This window comes from Acinetobacter sp. FDAARGOS_559 (assembly GCF_003940475.1).
GTDB classification, from domain to species: Bacteria; Pseudomonadota; Gammaproteobacteria; order Pseudomonadales; family Moraxellaceae; genus Acinetobacter; species Acinetobacter baumannii.
Map to the genome: position 1 here is coordinate 1,378,722 of NZ_RKJG01000005.1, position 17,703 is coordinate 1,396,424.

General features: G+C 39.9%; 16 protein-coding genes. 8 read left to right on the forward strand and 8 right to left on the reverse strand.

Translation table 11 applies throughout. From position 1 onward, the window contains the following. Nucleotides 1-86: 86 nt before the first annotated feature. From EGS71_RS08110 to EGS71_RS08140, 7 genes are all read left to right on the forward strand, one after another. Entirely contained in the window at nt 87-470 is a 384-nt protein-coding gene (locus EGS71_RS08110; RefSeq protein ID WP_001055589.1) for a transposase, read from the forward strand. Further along, the gene (gene tnpB / locus EGS71_RS08115) at nt 467-802 is read left to right on the forward strand and encodes an IS66 family insertion sequence element accessory protein TnpB (RefSeq protein ID WP_000619347.1); all 336 of its coding nucleotides are present in this window, start codon (nt 467-469) and stop codon (nt 800-802) included. Before EGS71_RS08110 ends, tnpB begins: the two co-directional genes overlap by 4 nt. Nucleotides 803-876: 74 nt before the next feature. After that, nucleotides 877-2,460: an IS66-like element ISAba25 family transposase gene (locus EGS71_RS08120; RefSeq protein ID WP_001094424.1), complete on the forward strand. Its 1,584-nt coding sequence runs from the start codon at nt 877-879 to the stop codon at nt 2,458-2,460. A gap of 219 nt (nt 2,461-2,679) precedes the next feature. After that, entirely contained in the window at nt 2,680-3,474 is a 795-nt protein-coding gene (locus tag EGS71_RS08125; protein WP_001140946.1) for a ChbG/HpnK family deacetylase, read from the forward strand. Next, nucleotides 3,471-4,451 carry a glycosyltransferase family 2 protein gene (locus EGS71_RS08130; protein WP_001022412.1) on the forward strand — a complete coding sequence of 327 codons (981 nt, stop codon included), beginning with the start codon at nt 3,471-3,473 and terminating at the stop codon, nt 4,449-4,451. The genes EGS71_RS08125 and EGS71_RS08130 overlap by 4 nt, the downstream gene beginning before the upstream one ends. Continuing rightward, on the forward strand, nt 4,451-4,831 hold the full coding sequence (locus tag EGS71_RS08135; RefSeq protein WP_000457363.1) for a GtrA family protein: 381 nt from the start codon (nt 4,451-4,453) through the stop codon (nt 4,829-4,831). The genes EGS71_RS08130 and EGS71_RS08135 overlap by 1 nt, the downstream gene beginning before the upstream one ends. A gap of 9 nt (nt 4,832-4,840) precedes the next feature. Beyond that, nucleotides 4,841-6,487 carry an ArnT family glycosyltransferase gene (locus EGS71_RS08140; protein WP_001188099.1) on the forward strand — a complete coding sequence of 549 codons (1,647 nt, stop codon included), beginning with the start codon at nt 4,841-4,843 and terminating at the stop codon, nt 6,485-6,487. 53 nt (nt 6,488-6,540) lie between these two features. Here EGS71_RS08140 and gyrA read toward each other — a convergent pair whose 3' ends face one another. The 4 genes from gyrA to xerA all read right to left on the reverse strand — a co-directional run bounded on the left by gyrA (nt 6,541) and on the right by xerA (nt 12,673). Then, the gene (gene gyrA, locus EGS71_RS08145; protein WP_000116444.1) at nt 6,541-9,255 is read right to left on the reverse strand and encodes a DNA gyrase subunit A; all 2,715 of its coding nucleotides are present in this window, start codon (nt 9,253-9,255) and stop codon (nt 6,541-6,543) included. Between the two features lie 365 nt (nt 9,256-9,620). Next, complete coding sequence (locus EGS71_RS08150) at nt 9,621-10,553, reverse strand: electron transfer flavoprotein subunit alpha/FixB family protein (RefSeq protein WP_000025985.1); 933 nt, start codon at nt 10,551-10,553, stop codon at nt 9,621-9,623. Between the two features lie 17 nt (nt 10,554-10,570). Continuing rightward, entirely contained in the window at nt 10,571-11,320 is a 750-nt protein-coding gene (locus EGS71_RS08155) for an electron transfer flavoprotein subunit beta/FixA family protein (RefSeq protein WP_000646179.1), read from the reverse strand. A 465-nt stretch (nt 11,321-11,785) separates the two neighbouring features. After that, complete coding sequence (xerA, locus tag EGS71_RS08160) at nt 11,786-12,673, reverse strand: site-specific tyrosine recombinase/integron integrase (RefSeq protein ID WP_161795012.1); 888 nt, start codon at nt 12,671-12,673, stop codon at nt 11,786-11,788. A gap of 162 nt (nt 12,674-12,835) precedes the next feature. On the opposite strand from xerA, the gene EGS71_RS08165 reads away from it, so the two are divergent. Further along, a complete protein-coding gene (locus tag EGS71_RS08165) occupies nt 12,836-13,459 on the forward strand; it encodes a LysE family translocator (RefSeq protein ID WP_000207640.1) in 624 nt (207 codons plus the stop codon). Nucleotides 13,460-13,543: 84 nt separating this feature from the next. Here the strand turns inward: EGS71_RS08165 and dapF are convergent, their stop codons facing one another. The 4 genes from dapF to EGS71_RS08185 all read right to left on the reverse strand — a co-directional run bounded on the left by dapF (nt 13,544) and on the right by EGS71_RS08185 (nt 17,439). Further along, nucleotides 13,544-14,389, reverse strand: a complete 846-nt coding sequence (gene dapF / locus EGS71_RS08170) for a diaminopimelate epimerase (protein ID WP_000923480.1) — start codon at nt 14,387-14,389, stop codon at nt 13,544-13,546. 5 nt (nt 14,390-14,394) lie between these two features. Next, entirely contained in the window at nt 14,395-15,645 is a 1,251-nt protein-coding gene (lysA, locus tag EGS71_RS08175) for a diaminopimelate decarboxylase (RefSeq protein WP_000011144.1), read from the reverse strand. Between the two features lie 22 nt (nt 15,646-15,667). After that, on the reverse strand, nt 15,668-15,892 hold the full coding sequence (lptM, locus tag EGS71_RS08180) for an LPS translocon maturation chaperone LptM (protein WP_001255198.1): 225 nt from the start codon (nt 15,890-15,892) through the stop codon (nt 15,668-15,670). 140 nt (nt 15,893-16,032) lie between these two features. Beyond that, nucleotides 16,033-17,439, reverse strand: a complete 1,407-nt coding sequence (locus EGS71_RS08185) for an amino acid permease (RefSeq protein WP_000070815.1) — start codon at nt 17,437-17,439, stop codon at nt 16,033-16,035. Nucleotides 17,440-17,703: the final 264 nt, after the last annotated feature.

The window sequence follows — 17,703 nt, forward strand, 5'->3', positions numbered from 1 at the left end:
GTAAGCATCCGGCTAACACAGCCTTACCAAGCGGTCCTATAAGCCTTAATTTAGTTCCCACCTAAAAACAAGTGGGGACTTAATCCATGAACATGGATATATATTCAGCAACACCTCCTGTTGCTAAAAAACGCAGAACATACAGCAAAGAATTCAAACTCAGTATTGTCAATGCCTGTAAAAATCCTAATACCTCGATCGCTTCGGTCGCACTGCAACATAGTATTAATGCCAACCTTGTCAGTCGTTGGATCAGGATCTTCAGCCATCATGAGGGTGCCGTGCAGGATCCTACTCATGTGAATCCAGCATTTATTGCTTTGCCTTACACTGCTGCAATCAGCCAACCTATTGATGAGAGGATCACGTTGTGTATCACCGTGCCTCATACGAATAATGATATTCAGCTAAAATGGCAGACATCAGAAATACCTGCCTTGGCAGAATTACTCAAGGCACTGGCAACATGATCCGTATCAATGAAATTTGGCTCTCTACCCAGCCCATGGATATGCGAGCAGGAATGGATACTGTCATGGCTCAGGTGGTGAGAGCCTTTGGCTACATCAAACCGCATTGCGCCTACCTGTTCTGTAATAAACGTGGTCATCGTATGAAAGTGTTGGTACATGATGGACTGGGCATCTGGCTGTGTGCCCGGCGTTTGGAACAGGGTAAATTTCACTGGGCTCAAGTTCACCAAGGTGAAACCGTGGCCCTCAGCCCGGAACAGTTACAGGCATTAATCCAAGGTTTGCCCTGGCAGAGAATTGGATTGCAGCAAGTGGTGAATATGCTCTAAACCAAGCTCGACCATTCTGCCATCCTCCAAACGTTCTATTTCATTCTCTTCATGACCTCAGGCATACTGCGGTCATGAATACGCTGCCTGACTTAAGCCAACTGACCCATGAACAACTGCTGGAATTCACCAGACAGTTGGCGATGCAGCATCAGTCTCTAGCACAATCAAACCAACAATTGGATGCCAAAGTTCAACATCTTTCTATTCTCAATCAAAAATACGAGCATGAACTGGCGCTGTTTAAAAAGCACAAATTCGCCCAAAAGAATGAACACTTAACGGCAAAACAAATCCACCTATGGGATGAAGCGGTTGAAGAAGATATTGCTGCTGTTGATCTGGAATTAGAACGATTAAATGCAGATAAAACCGATGCAGCGACACAGAAAGCCAAAACCAATAAACCTAAACGTCGACCACTGCCAGATCATCTACACACCATCCGTATTGAGCATGAACCTGCATCAACCCAATGCACTTGTGGATGCCAACTCCGTCGTATCGGCGAAGATGTCAGTGAGAAACTGCATTTCAGACCGGCACAGTTCTATAAGGAACAGCATGTGCGTGGTAAATGGGTCTGTGATCAGTGTGACACTCTGACTCAGCAAGCGATGCCCGCCTATGTGATTGATAAAGGCATTGCTTCACCTGAATTGCTCAGCCATGTGCTGGTATCGAAGTATGCCGATCATTTGCCGCTGTACCGTCAACGTCTGATCTATCAGCGGGCGGGAATCGAACTTTCTAGATCAACTTTATCTGACTGGATAGGTCGCTGCGGTGTAGAACTGGAACCTCTGGCCAATGCCTTAAAAGAGGTGGTGCTGCAACAGCGGGTGCTGCATGCAGATGAAACACCGGTCACCATCATGCGGATGGGTGAGAATGAGAAAAAACCGAAGAAAGGTTATGTCTGGGCCTATGCCACCACACAGTACAATCCAGTTCAGGCGGTGATCTATGACTTTCAGGATAGTCGTTCAGGCCAGCATGCTGCAGAGTTCTTGAAAGGCTGGCAGGGCAATCTAGTCTGTGATGATTACAGTGGTTATAAAGCACGCTTTAAATCAGGCCAGGTCATAGAGGTCGGCTGCATGGCCCATGCACGTCGTAAATTCCATGAACTGCATGTGACCGGGAAAAGTCAGGTCGCTGAACAGGCATTGGTGCTGATTCAGAAACTGTATGCGATAGAAGCAGAACTCAGGAAAAAGACCGATGGTACAGCGGAAGACCGCCGCGAATACCGACAACAGCATAGTCAACCAGTGATGCAACAACTATATGAATGGCTCAACCAACATCATCTGACAGTGCCATCGAGTTCTCCCACCGCCAAGGCCATCAATTACACTCTGAAGCGTTGGCCAGCCTTAAGCCGCTATCTGGATGATGGCAATCTACCGATATGCAACAATTGGGTAGAGAATCAGATGCGTCCCTGGGCGTTGGGGCGCAAGAACTGGCTGTTTGCAGGTTCGCTGCGCAGTGGTCAGCGAGCGGCAAACATCATGACTTTAATCCAGTCAGCAAAGCTGAATGGGCTGGATCCGTATGCCTATTTAAGTGATGTGCTGAAAAGGTTACCGACACATAAAGTGACCCAGATTGAAGAGTTACTGCCGCACTGCTGGAAACCTAAATCGAATTAAAAAATAGGTATGGGATTCAGCGGACGCTTACTTAAAAAAATTGACTTAAATTTTATAAAAAATCAAATAAATTCAATAAATTAATTTACATCAATTGTCATAAAACCTTAAGAAAACTTTAAGTTGGAATTAAGGAAATTTCTCCATATTAAAAACGTATAGTTTTTCAGCAGCTAAGCAGAATAATTCTGTAACCCTGCCCTATGGTGGAATTTAGATATGGCAAAGGTGTGCTATTGCGCAGATGACTTTGCAATGAATGCAGAAATATCTGACGCAATTATTCAACTTATTGAACAAGGTGCGCTTCAAGCCACCTCATGTATGACCCAATCTGATTTATGGGAAACTGCTGCTGCCAAATTAAAACCGTTTAGTGATCGAGTTGATATCGGTTTACATTTAAATCTTACCCATACTTTCGCTTCGGGTAATCTGGTTTTTCCCTTACCTATGCTTATAGTCCGAGCATGGTCTGCAAGTCTTAATCGCGAATTAATCACTCAATGTATTGAGGAGCAATGGGACTTATTTGTTTCAGTATTAGGAAAACAACCTGACTTTATAGATGGTCATCAACACATTCATCAATTTCCATTTATACGTGATATTTTGCTGCAATTACTAAAAGAGAAAAAATTTACGGGTTGGATTCGAAATTTACAACAGCCGATCAATCCCCCTCCTTACCGTTTTAAAACTCGTATGCTCTCAGCATTAGGTTCTAACTCTTTAGCAAAAGCTTGCCAGACATATCACTTTAATCAAAATGGCCAATTTGCTGGCATCTATGATTTCAAACTGACCAATTATGGCCAACTCAATCAATATTGGCTTGCGAATGCAAAAGACCATTTACTGATTATGTGCCATCCAGCACTTGCACAATCAAAGGATCAAGATCCAATTCAACACGCCCGAATTCAAGAATATCAATACTTCAGTTCGGATCAGTTCCAACTTGATTGTCAACAATACGGTATCCAGCTCACCAGACTAGGGGCAATGCAATGAATATAAAACCCTTTTTATCCTGCGTTGTTCCAGCCTACAACGAAGCAGAGAATTTAAAAACCTTTATTCCTGCTTTGGCAAATAGTCTAAAACAGCAAAATCTTAGCTATGAAATTATTGTGGTAGATGATGGAAGTAAAGACGATACCATTCCAATTTTACAAACAATGATTAAGGATTATCCTTTAGTTGTGCTGGAGCTTTCACGGAACTTTGGCAAAGAAGCAGCTTTAAGTGCCGGTTTAGACCATGTGACTGGTGAAGTTGCTCTACTGATTGATGCTGATTTTCAACATCCATTTGAAGCAATTCCAACCATGATTAATCTTTGGAAAAATGGTTATGACATGGTCTATGGTATTCGTAATCGTACAACCGAATCATGGCTTAAACGTGTTTTAACCCAAGCTTATTACCGTATTTTAAACTTAAGTTCACCTATTGATATTCCAGAAAGTGCTGGAGATTTCCGACTTCTTGATGCAAGAGTTGTTGAAGCCATCAAACAGTTACCAGAAAAAAATCGTTATATGAAAGGCCTATATGCTTGGGTTGGCTTTAAAAGTATAGGCATTAATTTTTCTGAGCAAGAACGTCAACATGGCCGTTCTAGCTTCAACTTAAAATCTCTTTTTAACTTAGCCATGTCAGGTTTAACGGGTTTTTCTGATTTACCTTTACGCGTATGTATTTACTTAGGTGCAATTCTAGCCTTAGGTGCGATGAGCTACGGAGTGTGGATTATCATTAAAACTTTGATTGAGGGAATTTCCATTCCGGGCTGGGCAACACTTGCGGCAGGTATGACGCTATTAGGTGGCATTCAATTGTTATTCATTGGAATTTTAGGTGAATACATTGGCCGCATTTATGCTGAAGTTAAAAACCGCCCAAAATATATTATTTCTACCGAACATTCTCGTACTAAGCAGGAACATTCAATCGCCCACCAAGAAAATACGTTCTCTAGTTTCTAATGTTTGCTCATATTCTTCAGCTTGCGCGGTTTACTACTACAGGGACCGCAGCAGCACTTACTCATTATAGTGTAGCCATGCTTCTATTTAAGAAACATGTTGCACTGCAATATGCCAATTTATGCGCTTTTCTACTCGCCTATTGGGTGAGCTATTTTGGGCACCGCGTTTTTACGTTTAAAGCGCAACATCTTACGCATCGGCAGACTCTCCCGAAATTCACGTTGGTTGCGGGCTTAGGTTTTTTATTTAATGAAAGTTTTCTTTTACTTTCAAACCTCTATTTTAACGTACCTGTTTCAACCTTAGTGTGTACTGCAATTGTTCTGACATCTATGGTGACTTTTTTACTTAACCGTTTTTTTGCATTCCAACATTAAGGATTATGTATGCAGCAATGGCTTCGTAGTTCCAAATTTTTATTAATATTCTTACCAATTTGGCTATTTGTTTTGTCTTGGATTAGACCTTTATCTGTACCAGACGAAGGTCGCTACGGAGATATTAGCCGTACTATGTTCGAATCTGGAGACTGGTTAACTCCACGAATCGATGGCTTACCTTTCATGCATAAGCCTCCTTTACTACATTGGTTAAGTTCTATGTTTATGGAGCTTTTTGGTGTGCATGTATGGGTGTTACGTTTAGTACCCGTTTTAGCCGCTACACTCATGCTAGTCGGCCTATTTTTATTCGTAAAAAAGCATATTTCAGAAAGCGTTGCACAACTTACCGTTATTATTTTAGCCACGAACCTGCTTTTTTTTGGTAGTAGCCAATACATTAACCATGATTTACTGCTCGCCTCTTGGATCACCATTAGTGTTTTATGTTTTGTTGACTTCACCATTTCTGCACGGAAATCTATTTTATTTTTAGGTTATATCGCTGGTGCAGCAGCCTTCTTAAGCAAAGGTTTAATTGGAATTTTAATTCCCGGGATGATTCTTTTACCATGGTTAATTTACACCAAGCAATGGAGGAAAATACCTTCTCTTCTTAATCCATTGGCTATCTTGTTATTTTTACTCATCGTTAGTCCGTGGCTCTACTTAGTACAAAGTAAATATCCTCAATTTTTACACTATTTTTTTATTGATCAACAATTTAATCGTTTTAGTTCAAAAGAGTTTAATAACAAACAGCCATGGTGCTTTTATCTGATGATTTTATTTGTCAGTTTTTTACCATGGCTTTTTGCGAGTAGATTTACGTCTATAAAAACCATTTTTAAAGATTATAAATCATGCTCTTTACTTGCCCTATTTGTATGGTGGTTTGTTTCTGTTACGGTTTTCTTCTCTATTCCGCCTTCTAAGCTAGCAGGCTATATTTTACCTGCTGTTCCGCCTCTTGCCATTTTCTTCGCGCTTGTGATGAATAAGGTTCTTGAAAGCAGTAATAAAACCAGATTGCAGACTTGGGGTATTCCTGTATTTACTGTACTTGTTGGAATTGGGGTTAGTGCAACACCATATTTTATTCGTGTACATCAGCCCTTTTTCCAAAACCAAGCCATATTTATTTATCTCATTGGTGCCTTATTAATTGTGCTTCCACTTGTGTTAGTGGGGCTATATAAAAAACAGAAATTGAACTATTTGACCTATATTTTTATAAGTTTAATTGTTCTATGTAGTGCAGTCCCATTTGCTGTTCGTATTTTAGATACCAAAAACAATGTAGGCCAAACAGATTTTGCTGAGTACATTGCCCCATCTACAAAAATCGTTTTCTACAATTATTATTTCTATGATGTTCCATTCCTTTTAAAACTTAAGCAGCCCGTTTATATCGTAAATCAATGGGATACTGTGCATTCAGATAGTGCCTCTTTAGAAATTAAAGATGGTTTGTTATTTGAACCGCAACTCAAAAAGTACTTGTGGAGCGAACAGCAACTTCAAGATGCTCTAATGCAAAAACAAGATCTGATCGTGGTAAGTCAACCTCATAATTTTGCAACTAAAGACCCGTCAGTAAAAACTTTGCATTACAGAAACTATGATGTTTTTATTTTCCATCCCTCGAAATAAACCAGAAATAAAAAAAGGAAGCCGAAGCTTCCTTTTTTTTATTTTAAAACGTTTTACTCTTCAGAAGTATCTTCATTATTAGATACAGCTTCTTCGCTATCAGTTTCAGTCGTATCTACTTCACCTTCAAGAAGTTCTTCTTCGTCTTCTACAGCTTCAATTGAAACTACGCCAACAAGTGTTTCTTCTTCGCTTAAACGGATCAGACGAACACCTTGAGCATTACGGCCTGTCATTGCAACTTCTGCAGCACGCGTACGAACAAGCGTACCACCATCAGAAATTAATAATAACTCTTTGGTTTCATCAATAGAAACTGCACCAACTAGCTCACCGTTACGTTCACTTGTCTTGATCGCAATAACACCCTTACCACCACGTTTCTTGGTCGGGAAGTCATTTACTGGAGTACGTTTACCATAACCGTTGGCACTCGCACACAGTACTTCACCTGTTTCAGGTACAACAACAAGCGATACGATGCGACTTACTAGACTTGAATCTGCTGAGTCATCATTATCATCTGAATCATCATTTTCTACATCTGCATCTTCTTCACTTAAGGTGCTGCTTGCAAAGCTTACACGCATACCACGTACACCTTTCGCTGTACGACCCATTGCACGTACGTCAGTTTCAGCAAAACGAATTGCTTTACCTTCGTTAGAGAACAACATGATTTGCTGATTACCATCAGTAATCGCAACACCAATTAAGGTATCTTCTTCATTAAGTTCAATAGCACGTAGACCATTTGAACGAATGTTTGCAAATTGTTCTAACTCAACACGCTTAACCGTACCAGAAGCTGTCGCCATAAACACATAGTGGTTTTCCGGGAACTCGGTTAACGGCAAGATTGCGGTTACGGTTTCTGTTGCATCTAGAGGTAACAAGTTCACGATTGGACGGCCTTTTGCCCCACGTGATGCTTGGGGAACTTCAAATACTTTCAGACGATACACTTTACCCACGTTGGTAAAGCAAAGTACGGTCGCGTGGTTCGATGCCACAATCAGATGTTGAATAAAGTCATCATCTTTCATTGAAGTCGCAGACTTACCTCGTCCACCACGGCGCTGTGCCTGATAGTCTGAAAGTGGTTGAGTTTTTGCATAACCCGTTTGCGAAACCGTTAATACCACTTGTTCTTCTGGAATTAAATCTTCACGGCAGAAATCCACACGAGATTCAACAATTTCGGTACGACGTGCATCACCATATTGTTGTAAAACTTGTGCCAACTCTTCGCGAATAACACCCATTAACAAGTTGAAGTCATTTAAAATCGCAGTAAGTTCAGCAATTTGACCTAAAATTTCAGTATATTCCGCATGTAACTTGTCTTGTTCAAGACCAGTTAAACGATGTAAACGTAATTCTAAAATTGCGCCTACTTGTGTTGGTGACAGGCGGTAAATTGAATCACTTAAACCAAATGGACGATTTGGATCTTCACCTTCAATTTCATCTGGGCGAACAGAAATTGCACCAGCTTTTTCAAGTAGTGCAACAACGCCACCACCTGCCCACTCACCCGCAAGTAAACGCTCACGCGCTTCAGCAGGGTTTGCAGAAGTTTTGATGGTTTCAATAATTTCATCAATATTGGCTAAGGCAACTGTCAAGCCTTCCAAGATATGACCACGTTCACGTGCTTTACGTAATTCGAACATGGTACGGCGTGTCACAACTTCTTGGCGGTGACGAATAAATGCCGCAATAATATCTTTTAGATTCATCAATTTTGGTTGTCCATTGTCTAGACAAACCATGTTGATGCTAAATGAGTTTTCAAGCTGGGTATTTAAGAATAAGTTATTTACAACGACTTCTGCGTTTTCACCGCGTTTCAAGTCAATTGCAATACGCATACCTTCTTTATCAGACTCATCACGAAGTTCTGAAATACCTTCAAGCTTTTTCTCTTTTACTAACTCGGCAATACGTTCAATAACTCTTGCTTTGTTTACTTGATATGGAATTTCAGTAAAGACGATGGTTGTACGACCTGTCTTTTCATCTTCTTCGAAATGGTATTTACCACGAATGTGTAAACGGCCTTTACCGGTACGGTAGGCATCAACAATACCTGATTTACCGTAAATAATACCGCCTGTAGGGAAGTCAGGACCGGTAATGTATTCCATCAATCCTTCAATCGAGATATTCGGATTGTCAGCATAAGCCAAACATGCATTCACAACTTCTGTCATGTTGTGTGGTGCCATGTTAGTTGCCATACCTACAGCAATACCAGCAGCACCGTTAATTAACAAGTTTGGAACACGTGTCGGAAGTACTTCAGGGATACGTTCCGAACCGTCGTAGTTATCTTCCCAGTCAACTGTGTCTTTTTCTAAATCTGCAAGAAGCTCATGTGCCAGCTTGGTCATACGGACTTCGGTATAACGCATTGCCGCGGCGCTATCACCATCGATCGAACCGAAGTTACCCTGACCATCAACCAATAAATAACGTAAGCTAAAGTCTTGAGCCATACGAACAATGGTTTCATAAACAGCTAAGTCACCATGCGGGTGATATTTACCGATTACGTCCCCAACGACACGAGCAGATTTCTTGTAGGCTTTGTTATAGTCATTGCCCAATTCGTGCATGGCATAAAGCACACGACGGTGAACAGGTTTAAGACCGTCTCTCACATCCGGCAATGCACGAGATACAATTACACTCATCGCGTAATCTAAATATGAATGCTTGAGTTCGTCCTCAATGGCAATCGGTCGGATTTCCGATACGCTCATGCATACTCCTTCTTACAGATAGATATTTCTATCCGTTTATATGTCTTGATCTTGCAAAAAATTTAGTTCCGGAAAATGAACTAAAATCGAAAAAAATATAGCTGTATACTATAGCATAAAAGCGCTCTGTAATGTGCGGAATCTACACTGCCAATCTGGTGATATTTGTATAATTTAATTGCATATTATTCTTCTCTTTTAGCTGCAATCATTATCTTCATGCCTAATCAAAACTATGTGAATTTTATTTTATAAAAATCAAACATCCAAAGCATAAATTTTCTAATTTTTACTTCTAACTTCAGACTGTAAAACAAAAAACCCCTAGTTCAAAACTAGGGGTTTTTAACTTTAATCAATAAAGATTAAAGCTTAGATACCAACTCTGGCACTACAGCGTTCAAATCACCAACTAACCAGTAGTCAGCAACGCTGTTGATTGGCGCTTCTTCGTCTTTGTTGATAGCAACAATAACTTTAGAATCTTTCATACCAGCCAAGTGCTGGATCGCACCAGAAATACCTACAGCAATGTAAAGCTCAGGTGCAACGATTTTACCAGTTTGACCAACTTGGAAGTCGTTAGGTACGAAGCCTGCATCAACTGCTGCACGTGAAGCACCTTGTGCTGCACCAAGCTTGTCAGCTAATGGGTCAAGTACTTTGTGGTAGTTCTCACCAGAACCTACACCACGACCACCAGAAACTACAATACGAGCAGCTGTTAATTCTGGACGATCAAGTTTAACGATTTCTTCAGATACAAACTTAGAAACACCAGCATCTTTTACTTCGCCAACTGTTTCAACAGCAGCTGAACCACCTTCCGCAGCAACTGGGTCAAATGCTGTACCACGAACAGTACCAACAATGATTGCTTCGTCAGATTGAACAGTTGCAATTGCGTTACCAGCGTAGATTGGACGCTTGAATGTGTTAGCCGATTCAACAGAAATAATGTCTGTGATCATGCTTACATCAAGAAGCGCAGCAACACGTGGAAGAATGTTCTTACCAGTAGTTGTAGAAGCAGCTAAAACGTATTTGTAACCTTTAGCCAAGTCAGCAACTAAGCCAGCTACGTTTTCAGCTAATTGGTTTGCATAAGCAGCGTTGTCAGCAAGTAATACTTTGCTCACACCAGCAACTTTAGCAGCAGCGTCAGCAACTGCTTGAGCGCCTGAACCAGCAACTAATACAGTAATATCACCACCGATTTTTTGAGCTGCAGCAACAACGTTTAAAGTAGCACCGTTAAGTGTCTGGTTGTTGTGATCAGCGATAACTAAAATACTCATGATTTTATCCTTCCGTATTAGATCACTTTCGCTTCATTTTTCAATTTTTCAACAAGCTCATCTACAGATTTCACTTGTACACCAGCTTTACGTTCTGCAGGCGCTTCAACTTTAATCGTTTTAAGCTTAGTACCAGCTGTAACACCGTAATCAGCAGGAGATTTAGTATCAAGCGGTTTTTTACGAGCTTTCATGATGTTAGGCAATGCAGCATAACGTGGCTCGTTTAAACGCAAGTCAGTTGTAATGATTGCAGGAAGTGCAAGTTCAACAGTTTGTAAACCACCGTCGATTTCACGAGTCACTTGTACTTTACCGCCATCCACTTTCACTTCAGAAGCAAACGTACCTTGACCAGCGCCTAATAATGCACCAAGCATTTGACCTACTTGGTTAGAGTCATCATCAATTGCTTGTTTGCCAAGAAGGATAAGTTCTGGTTTTTCAGCGTCAACAACACCTTTTAAGATTTTAGCAACTTCTAGAGCGCCAATTTCGTCAGTAGTTTCAACTAAAATACCGCGGTCTGCACCCAAAGCCATTGCAGAACGGATTTGTTCTTGAGCTTCTTTAGGACCAATAGAAACAACAACGATTTCTGATACTGTTCCTTTTTCTTTTAAGCGAACCGCTTCTTCCACTGCGATTTCACAAAATGGGTTAATTGACATTTTAACGTTGGTAAGGTCAACCCCACTATTGTCCGGCTTAACACGAACTTTAACGTTGGCATCAACCACACGTTTTACAGCAACAAGAGCCTTCATGTAATCCTCGGCTGTTCTAGCAAAAGTAAATGTTGAGAAAAGTATATTAACTCTTCGATTAAAATTTTTTAGGTACCCTATCTTGCAATGTGTTTGGCATTTCGGTCAAGTCACAATTTTCTGGAACGGGGCAAAAAAAATGAAATCATCAGTTCATAAAAAAATTTTTATACATATCTAACTCCTATTTTATTCTTTTTAAAGTCTATTTTATACATTGATTTTTATTATCTTTTTATCTTATTTACCTTATTAGTCAGAGGCATAAGACTCTCAAAAATGAGTCAAAATTTATAGTTTTTAGACTATATATGCCGACAAAATAGGCAAAGATCAAAATGGTCAATTGGGTAATTTCATCGATTTCCTTTAAACAAATTTGTAAAAAAATACAAATGATCTCTACATTCATCTTATTCAGTGCAATCAAAGTCGCGTATTGATAAATAATTTAACTTAAATGACTTAATGCTTAGTCGCTCGCGGATGAGCCTGATCATACACTTGAGCCAAGTGATCAAAATCGATATGCGTATAAATTTGGGTAGTCGATAAGTTGCTATGGCCTAGCATTTCTTGTACTGAACGCAAATCACCACTACTTGATAACATATGGCTGGCAAAACAATGTCGAAGTAAATGCGGATGTAAGTCGACATTTACACCTGCTCTTTGTGCCTGAAGTTTTACACGTTTCTCGATTTGACGTGGAGTGAGTACACCACCTCGTTGAGAGATAAAAACAAAAGCATTTTGGTCAAAATGACCTTTCCAGATTTTATAAATTTTTAGCCAATTCAATAAGCTTTCTTTTGCCTTTTTCCCAAACGGTACAATACGGGTTTTATTTCCTTTACCTGTAATACGAACGAGTTGACGATTAAAATCAATATCTTTAATCGTTAAGCCTTGCAGTTCAGCGAGCCGTAAACCACTTGAGTACAGTAGTTCCAACATGGCTTTATCTCTTAACCAAAGCTGCTGATCAATTGGTTTTTCAGGCATGGGTTGATCTAAAATTTGATTAACCGTTTCTATGTCAATCATGCCCGGTAAAGGTCTAGGCTGACGTTTCAATTTAAAATCGTCAGTAGGATTAATTTCTAGGTATTTGCCCTGTTCAGCCCACTTCATAAACTGACGAATAGAAGTAAGATGACGTTGCATGCTACTTGAACTTAACTGATCTTGCTCAACACGTTGAGCCAAATATTCACGCAAATCTGAAGCTTCAACATTTCTTAAATCAACTTTTTTAAGCTCACAAAACTCAAGGAAGCTTCTAACATCTCGCTCATAAGCGGTAATTGTATGCTCAGACTGGTTTTGAATTTTTCTTTCTTTTAACCACATTGAGAGCAGTTGTAATGCAAAATCCAAATTGCTCTCCATTTATTTGCCCATTTTTTTGAGTGTACCAAAAACTATTTAATCAGGAAAATTTGATATCGCACAGCATAATGAATCTAACTTATATATTACAATTTATACCAAGTATCCGTTGGACCTTACACCATGACCACCATACTCATTCCTTATTTAATTGCCATTACTTTACTTACCCTTACCCCTGGTTTAGATACAACTTTAATTATTCGTACTGCAACAATTGAAGGAAAATCTAAAGCGTTTCAAGCAGCTCTAGGAATTAGTCTTGGCTGTATTGCTTGGGGAATTGTCGTGGCATGCGGTCTAGGTGCCCTACTGATGGCATCCGACTTAGCATTCAATATATTGAAATGGATGGGCGCCGCTTATTTAGCATGGCTGGGTTTAAATATGATTTTAAAACCTCGTAGTCAGCTCGCAGATATACAAGACAATCATTCAAATCGCTCTACTTCAGAGAATTGGTTTATTAAAGGTTTCTTTGGCAACTTGCTGAATCCAAAAGTTGGCATTTTTTATATTTCATTTCTTCCCCAGTTCATTCCAGCGCAAGCATCGGCTGTTACTTGGGTGATGGGGCTTGTAATGATTCATGTGGTGATTGGCGTGTTATGGTCAAGTCTATTAATTCTGGCTATGCAGCCACTTTCGCGCTATCTAAAGCAACCCAAGTTTGTAAAATATATGGACCGAATTACGGGCAGTATTTTTGTTCTATTCGCTTTGAAATTGGCGTTGAGTAAAAGGTAATAAAATCAAAAAATATTGTACATATAAAAAAGCCTCTTTTATCACGTTAACTGATGAAAAGAGGCTTCTATTTAGGCCATGCGATTAACCTTGGAAATAACGTAAATCCAAACGTCCATCATATACATGAGTTGTTGGACCAGTCATCCAGACCACATCGCCTTCTTGCCATTCAATTTGTAGCTTACCGCCAGCAAGTTCAACTTCTACAGAGTTCGCAAGTAGACCACGGCGCATGCCACTTACCGCAGCGGCACATGCTCCTGTACCACACGCTAGTGTTTCACCCACACCACGTTCAAATACACGTAAGCGAACATGTTTGTCATCAATCACTTGCATGAAACCAGCATTAACTCGCTCAGGGAAACGTTTATGTGATTCAACTTGCGGGCCAATACCAGCTACATCTGCGGTTAGTACATCTGGAACTATAGTGACCGCATGTGGGTTACCCATGTTGACCACATCAATACTAATGTTTTGGTCATTTGCCAACTCAAGGGTATATAAAGCTTCAGGTTCATCAGCCACAAATGGAATTTCATTTGGTAGAAACTTTGGGTAGCCCATATTTACGCGCACCCAACCATTTTGCCCAAGCTCTGGCTTTACAATACCCGCTTTGGTTTGTACGGTAATGTTGGTTTTATTGGTTAAATGACGTTCGTGGACAAAACGGGCAAAACAACGCACACCATTACCACATTGCTCAACCTCAGAACCATCTGCATTGAAAATACGGTATTTAAAATCAGCTTCGGGTACATCTGGTGGTTCAACAATTAAAAGCTGATCAAACCCCACACCAAAGTGTCGGTCTGCCAAACGTTGAATTGTTGCAGTATCTAAATAAGCTCTTTGGCTAATTAGGTCAACCACCATGAAATCATTGCCTAAACCATGCATTTTGGTAAATTCTAATAACATCTCATTTACTCCTCAGGCAATAAACGTTCTTTTTCCCAAAGCGACTCAACCGTTTCACGTTCACGAATTAAATAGCTCTTTTCACCTGATACCATGACTTCTGCTGCACGGCCACGCGTGTTGTAATTTGAGCTCATGACAAAACCATAAGCCCCGGCACCAAGTACAGTCAACAAGTCATTTTCTTGTAATGCGAGTGAGCGGTCTTTACCAATGAAATCACCTGTCTCACAAATTGCACCAACCAAATCCCAAGTTTTTTCTTCGGTATCTATACGTGGTACAACAGGTTGAATATCCATCCAAGCTTCATATAAAGCAGGACGAATTAAATCATTCATTGCTGCATCAATAATCGCGAAGTTACGATGCGTCGTTGGTTTAAGCAAATCAACTTTAGTTAAAAGTACACCCGCATTTGCACTGATGCTACGACCCGGCTCCATATAAACTTTCAAGCCTAATTTTTCTAAAGCCGGCTTCATAGAGTTTGCATATTCTTCAACACTTGGCGGTGTTTCATCTTTATAACAAACCCCTAAACCACCACCGATATCGATATGTTTCAGATTAATGCCTAGTTTTTTCAACTCATCAATCATCACAATGACACGGTCTAAAGCATCAACAAATGGTTTAGTTTCAGTGAGCTGTGAACCAATGTGGCAATCAATACCTACGATTTCAAGGTTAGGTAAAGATGCAGCATATTGATAAGTTTCATAAACTGCATCACTTGGAATACCAAATTTATTTTCTTTTAATCCTGTTGAAATATAAGGATGCGTTTTTGCATCGACATCAGGATTTACACGTAAAGAAATAGGCGCTTTTTTGCCTAGGCGAGCTGCTACTTTTTGAATACGGTCCAACTCTGCATAAGACTCGACATTAAAACAGGCAATACCTACATTTAATGACGTTTCAATATCAGCTTCAGTTTTACCTAAACCTGAAAAAACAATTTTAGAAGCATCGCCACCTGCTTTTAAAACACGTGCTAGCTCACCACCAGACACAATGTCAAAACCCGCACCAAGTTTTGCCAAGACATTAAGAACAGCTATATTTGAATTCGACTTCACCGCAAAACAGATTTGATGATCAATAAAGTCAAAGGCACGATCCATATCTAAATAATGTTTTTCAAAAGCTGCTTTTGAATAAACATATAACGGTGTGCCAAATTGCTGCGCAAGCTGCTCTAGAGAACATTGCTCTGCATGCAATACTCCATTAATGCGGGTGAAACTCATGAAGGTGTCCTTATTTCAAAGCTTAAGGTGATGTAGTTTGTGGTTGAGCTGCTGATGATTCGACTGACTGTTCAGCCTGTTCATCTTGTTGCACAACTTGTTTCTGTTCTTTATTACGATAGAGCAAGTATTTTGCACGTTTGTCATAATTTGGATCAGAAGGTAGCTGCAATGCTCCTGACTGACCGCAAGCGCTAAGCAAAATACTGCTGCTCAATAAACTGATGAGGCAAATGACACGACGCATCTGAGCACCTGATTTAAACAATTCGATGCAGTATACCGTGATCAGGCAAGCGGCTAAAGAGTAAACTTGAATAGAAAAACAATATGCATAAAAAACGCCAGCTTTTCAGCCAGCGTTTGATCATAACCAAATAAATTTAATTATTTTTTATGACGTGGTTTATAGAAGAAGAAATAACCAATGATCAAAATAACAAACCAAATTGGGCTGACTTTAAGCGCTTTAAAGGTGTCTGGCTCTAAAGACAATACGTAAATCATACCAATAAAGAAAATAATCGTGATCCAACATGTAAATAAGCCACCTGGCAATTTAAATGTTGATTTGGCATGCAGTTCAGGACGCGTGGTGTAATAACGGATGTAACTCCAGATAATAAGCAACCATACACAGATGAAGAGAATCGTTGAAAGTGTTGTTGCAAGCGTAAATGCTTCAACTGTATTTGGTACAAAATACTGTAATGCTGCACCTAACAATAAACACGCAGCAGAGAAATACAATGCATTTGCCGGTACTGCACGTCTGTTAAGCTTACCAAAAGCTTTTGGCCCCTGATCTTCACGAGATAAGCCAAACAACATACGACTTGTTGAGAATACACCACTGTTCATGGATGACATGACTGATGACAATACCACCAAGTTCATCAAAATTGCGGCTGCAGCTACCCCTGCTTGACTAAACAGGTTTACAAATGGACTGATCGCCGGATCAATTCTGTTCCATGGTGTTACTGACATTACAATGAGTAGCGCCAATACATAGAAAATAATGATACGGATTGGAATTGAGTTAATCGCTTTAGGCAAATTACGCTCAGGGTCTTTAGTTTCCGCGGCTGTTGTTCCCACAAGTTCAACACCCACGAAAGCAAAAATTGCAATCTGGAAACCAGCCAAGAAGCCATGCACACCTGTTGGGAAGAAACCGCCATTTGCCCAAAGATGAGTAAATGAAGCGACTTCACCTGTAGTAGACGTAAAGCCTGTAAAGATCATCCACAGACCCACTGCAATTAAAATAATAATCGCAAGGATTTTAATAAGTGCAAACCAGAACTCTAATTCACCAAACAATCGAACTGTTAATAAGTTCAATCCCATAATGAACACAATCGCGGCAACACTAATCATTGCGCCTTCAACAGGCGAGAAAGGTAAGCCATTATTGAAGAACTGTAAGTAATAAATAATTGCAGACAGATCGGCGATACCAATCGTGATCCAACACAACCAGTAGGTCCAACCCACAAAGTAACCAGCCCATGGGCCAATTAAATCGGTAGAAAAATCAATAAATGATTTATAGGTTAAATTTGACAGAAGAAGTTCGCCAAGCGCACGCATGACAAAAAACACCATCAAACCAATAATCATATAAATAAATAAGATAGAAGGTCCGGCAAGACTAATTGTTTTACCTGAACCCATAAATAATCCGGTACCGATGGCACCACCAATCGCGATCAGCTGTAAATGCCGATTAGAGAGACTACGATGGAGCTCACCTTGTTCATGAGGGTCGCTCAGATTTTGATTCGACATTTTATGAATACACTCCAGTAATTTTTTTAGTCCGTTAGCTAAAATCAAATCAAAAAGACGATATCGCACCATTTGCAGGTATCTTTTAAATGTATATTTTTTGACAACTTTTCAGCTAACCAATTTTTGTCTGTATTGCTGATAATTTCAAGATACATACAATTAAATCCGATAATACGCACAAGAACCTAGCAATACAACGCACTTTTAAGTCTAAAATTAAGACTTGAACCACTTTGATTTTTAAATTAAAAAGCCATATCA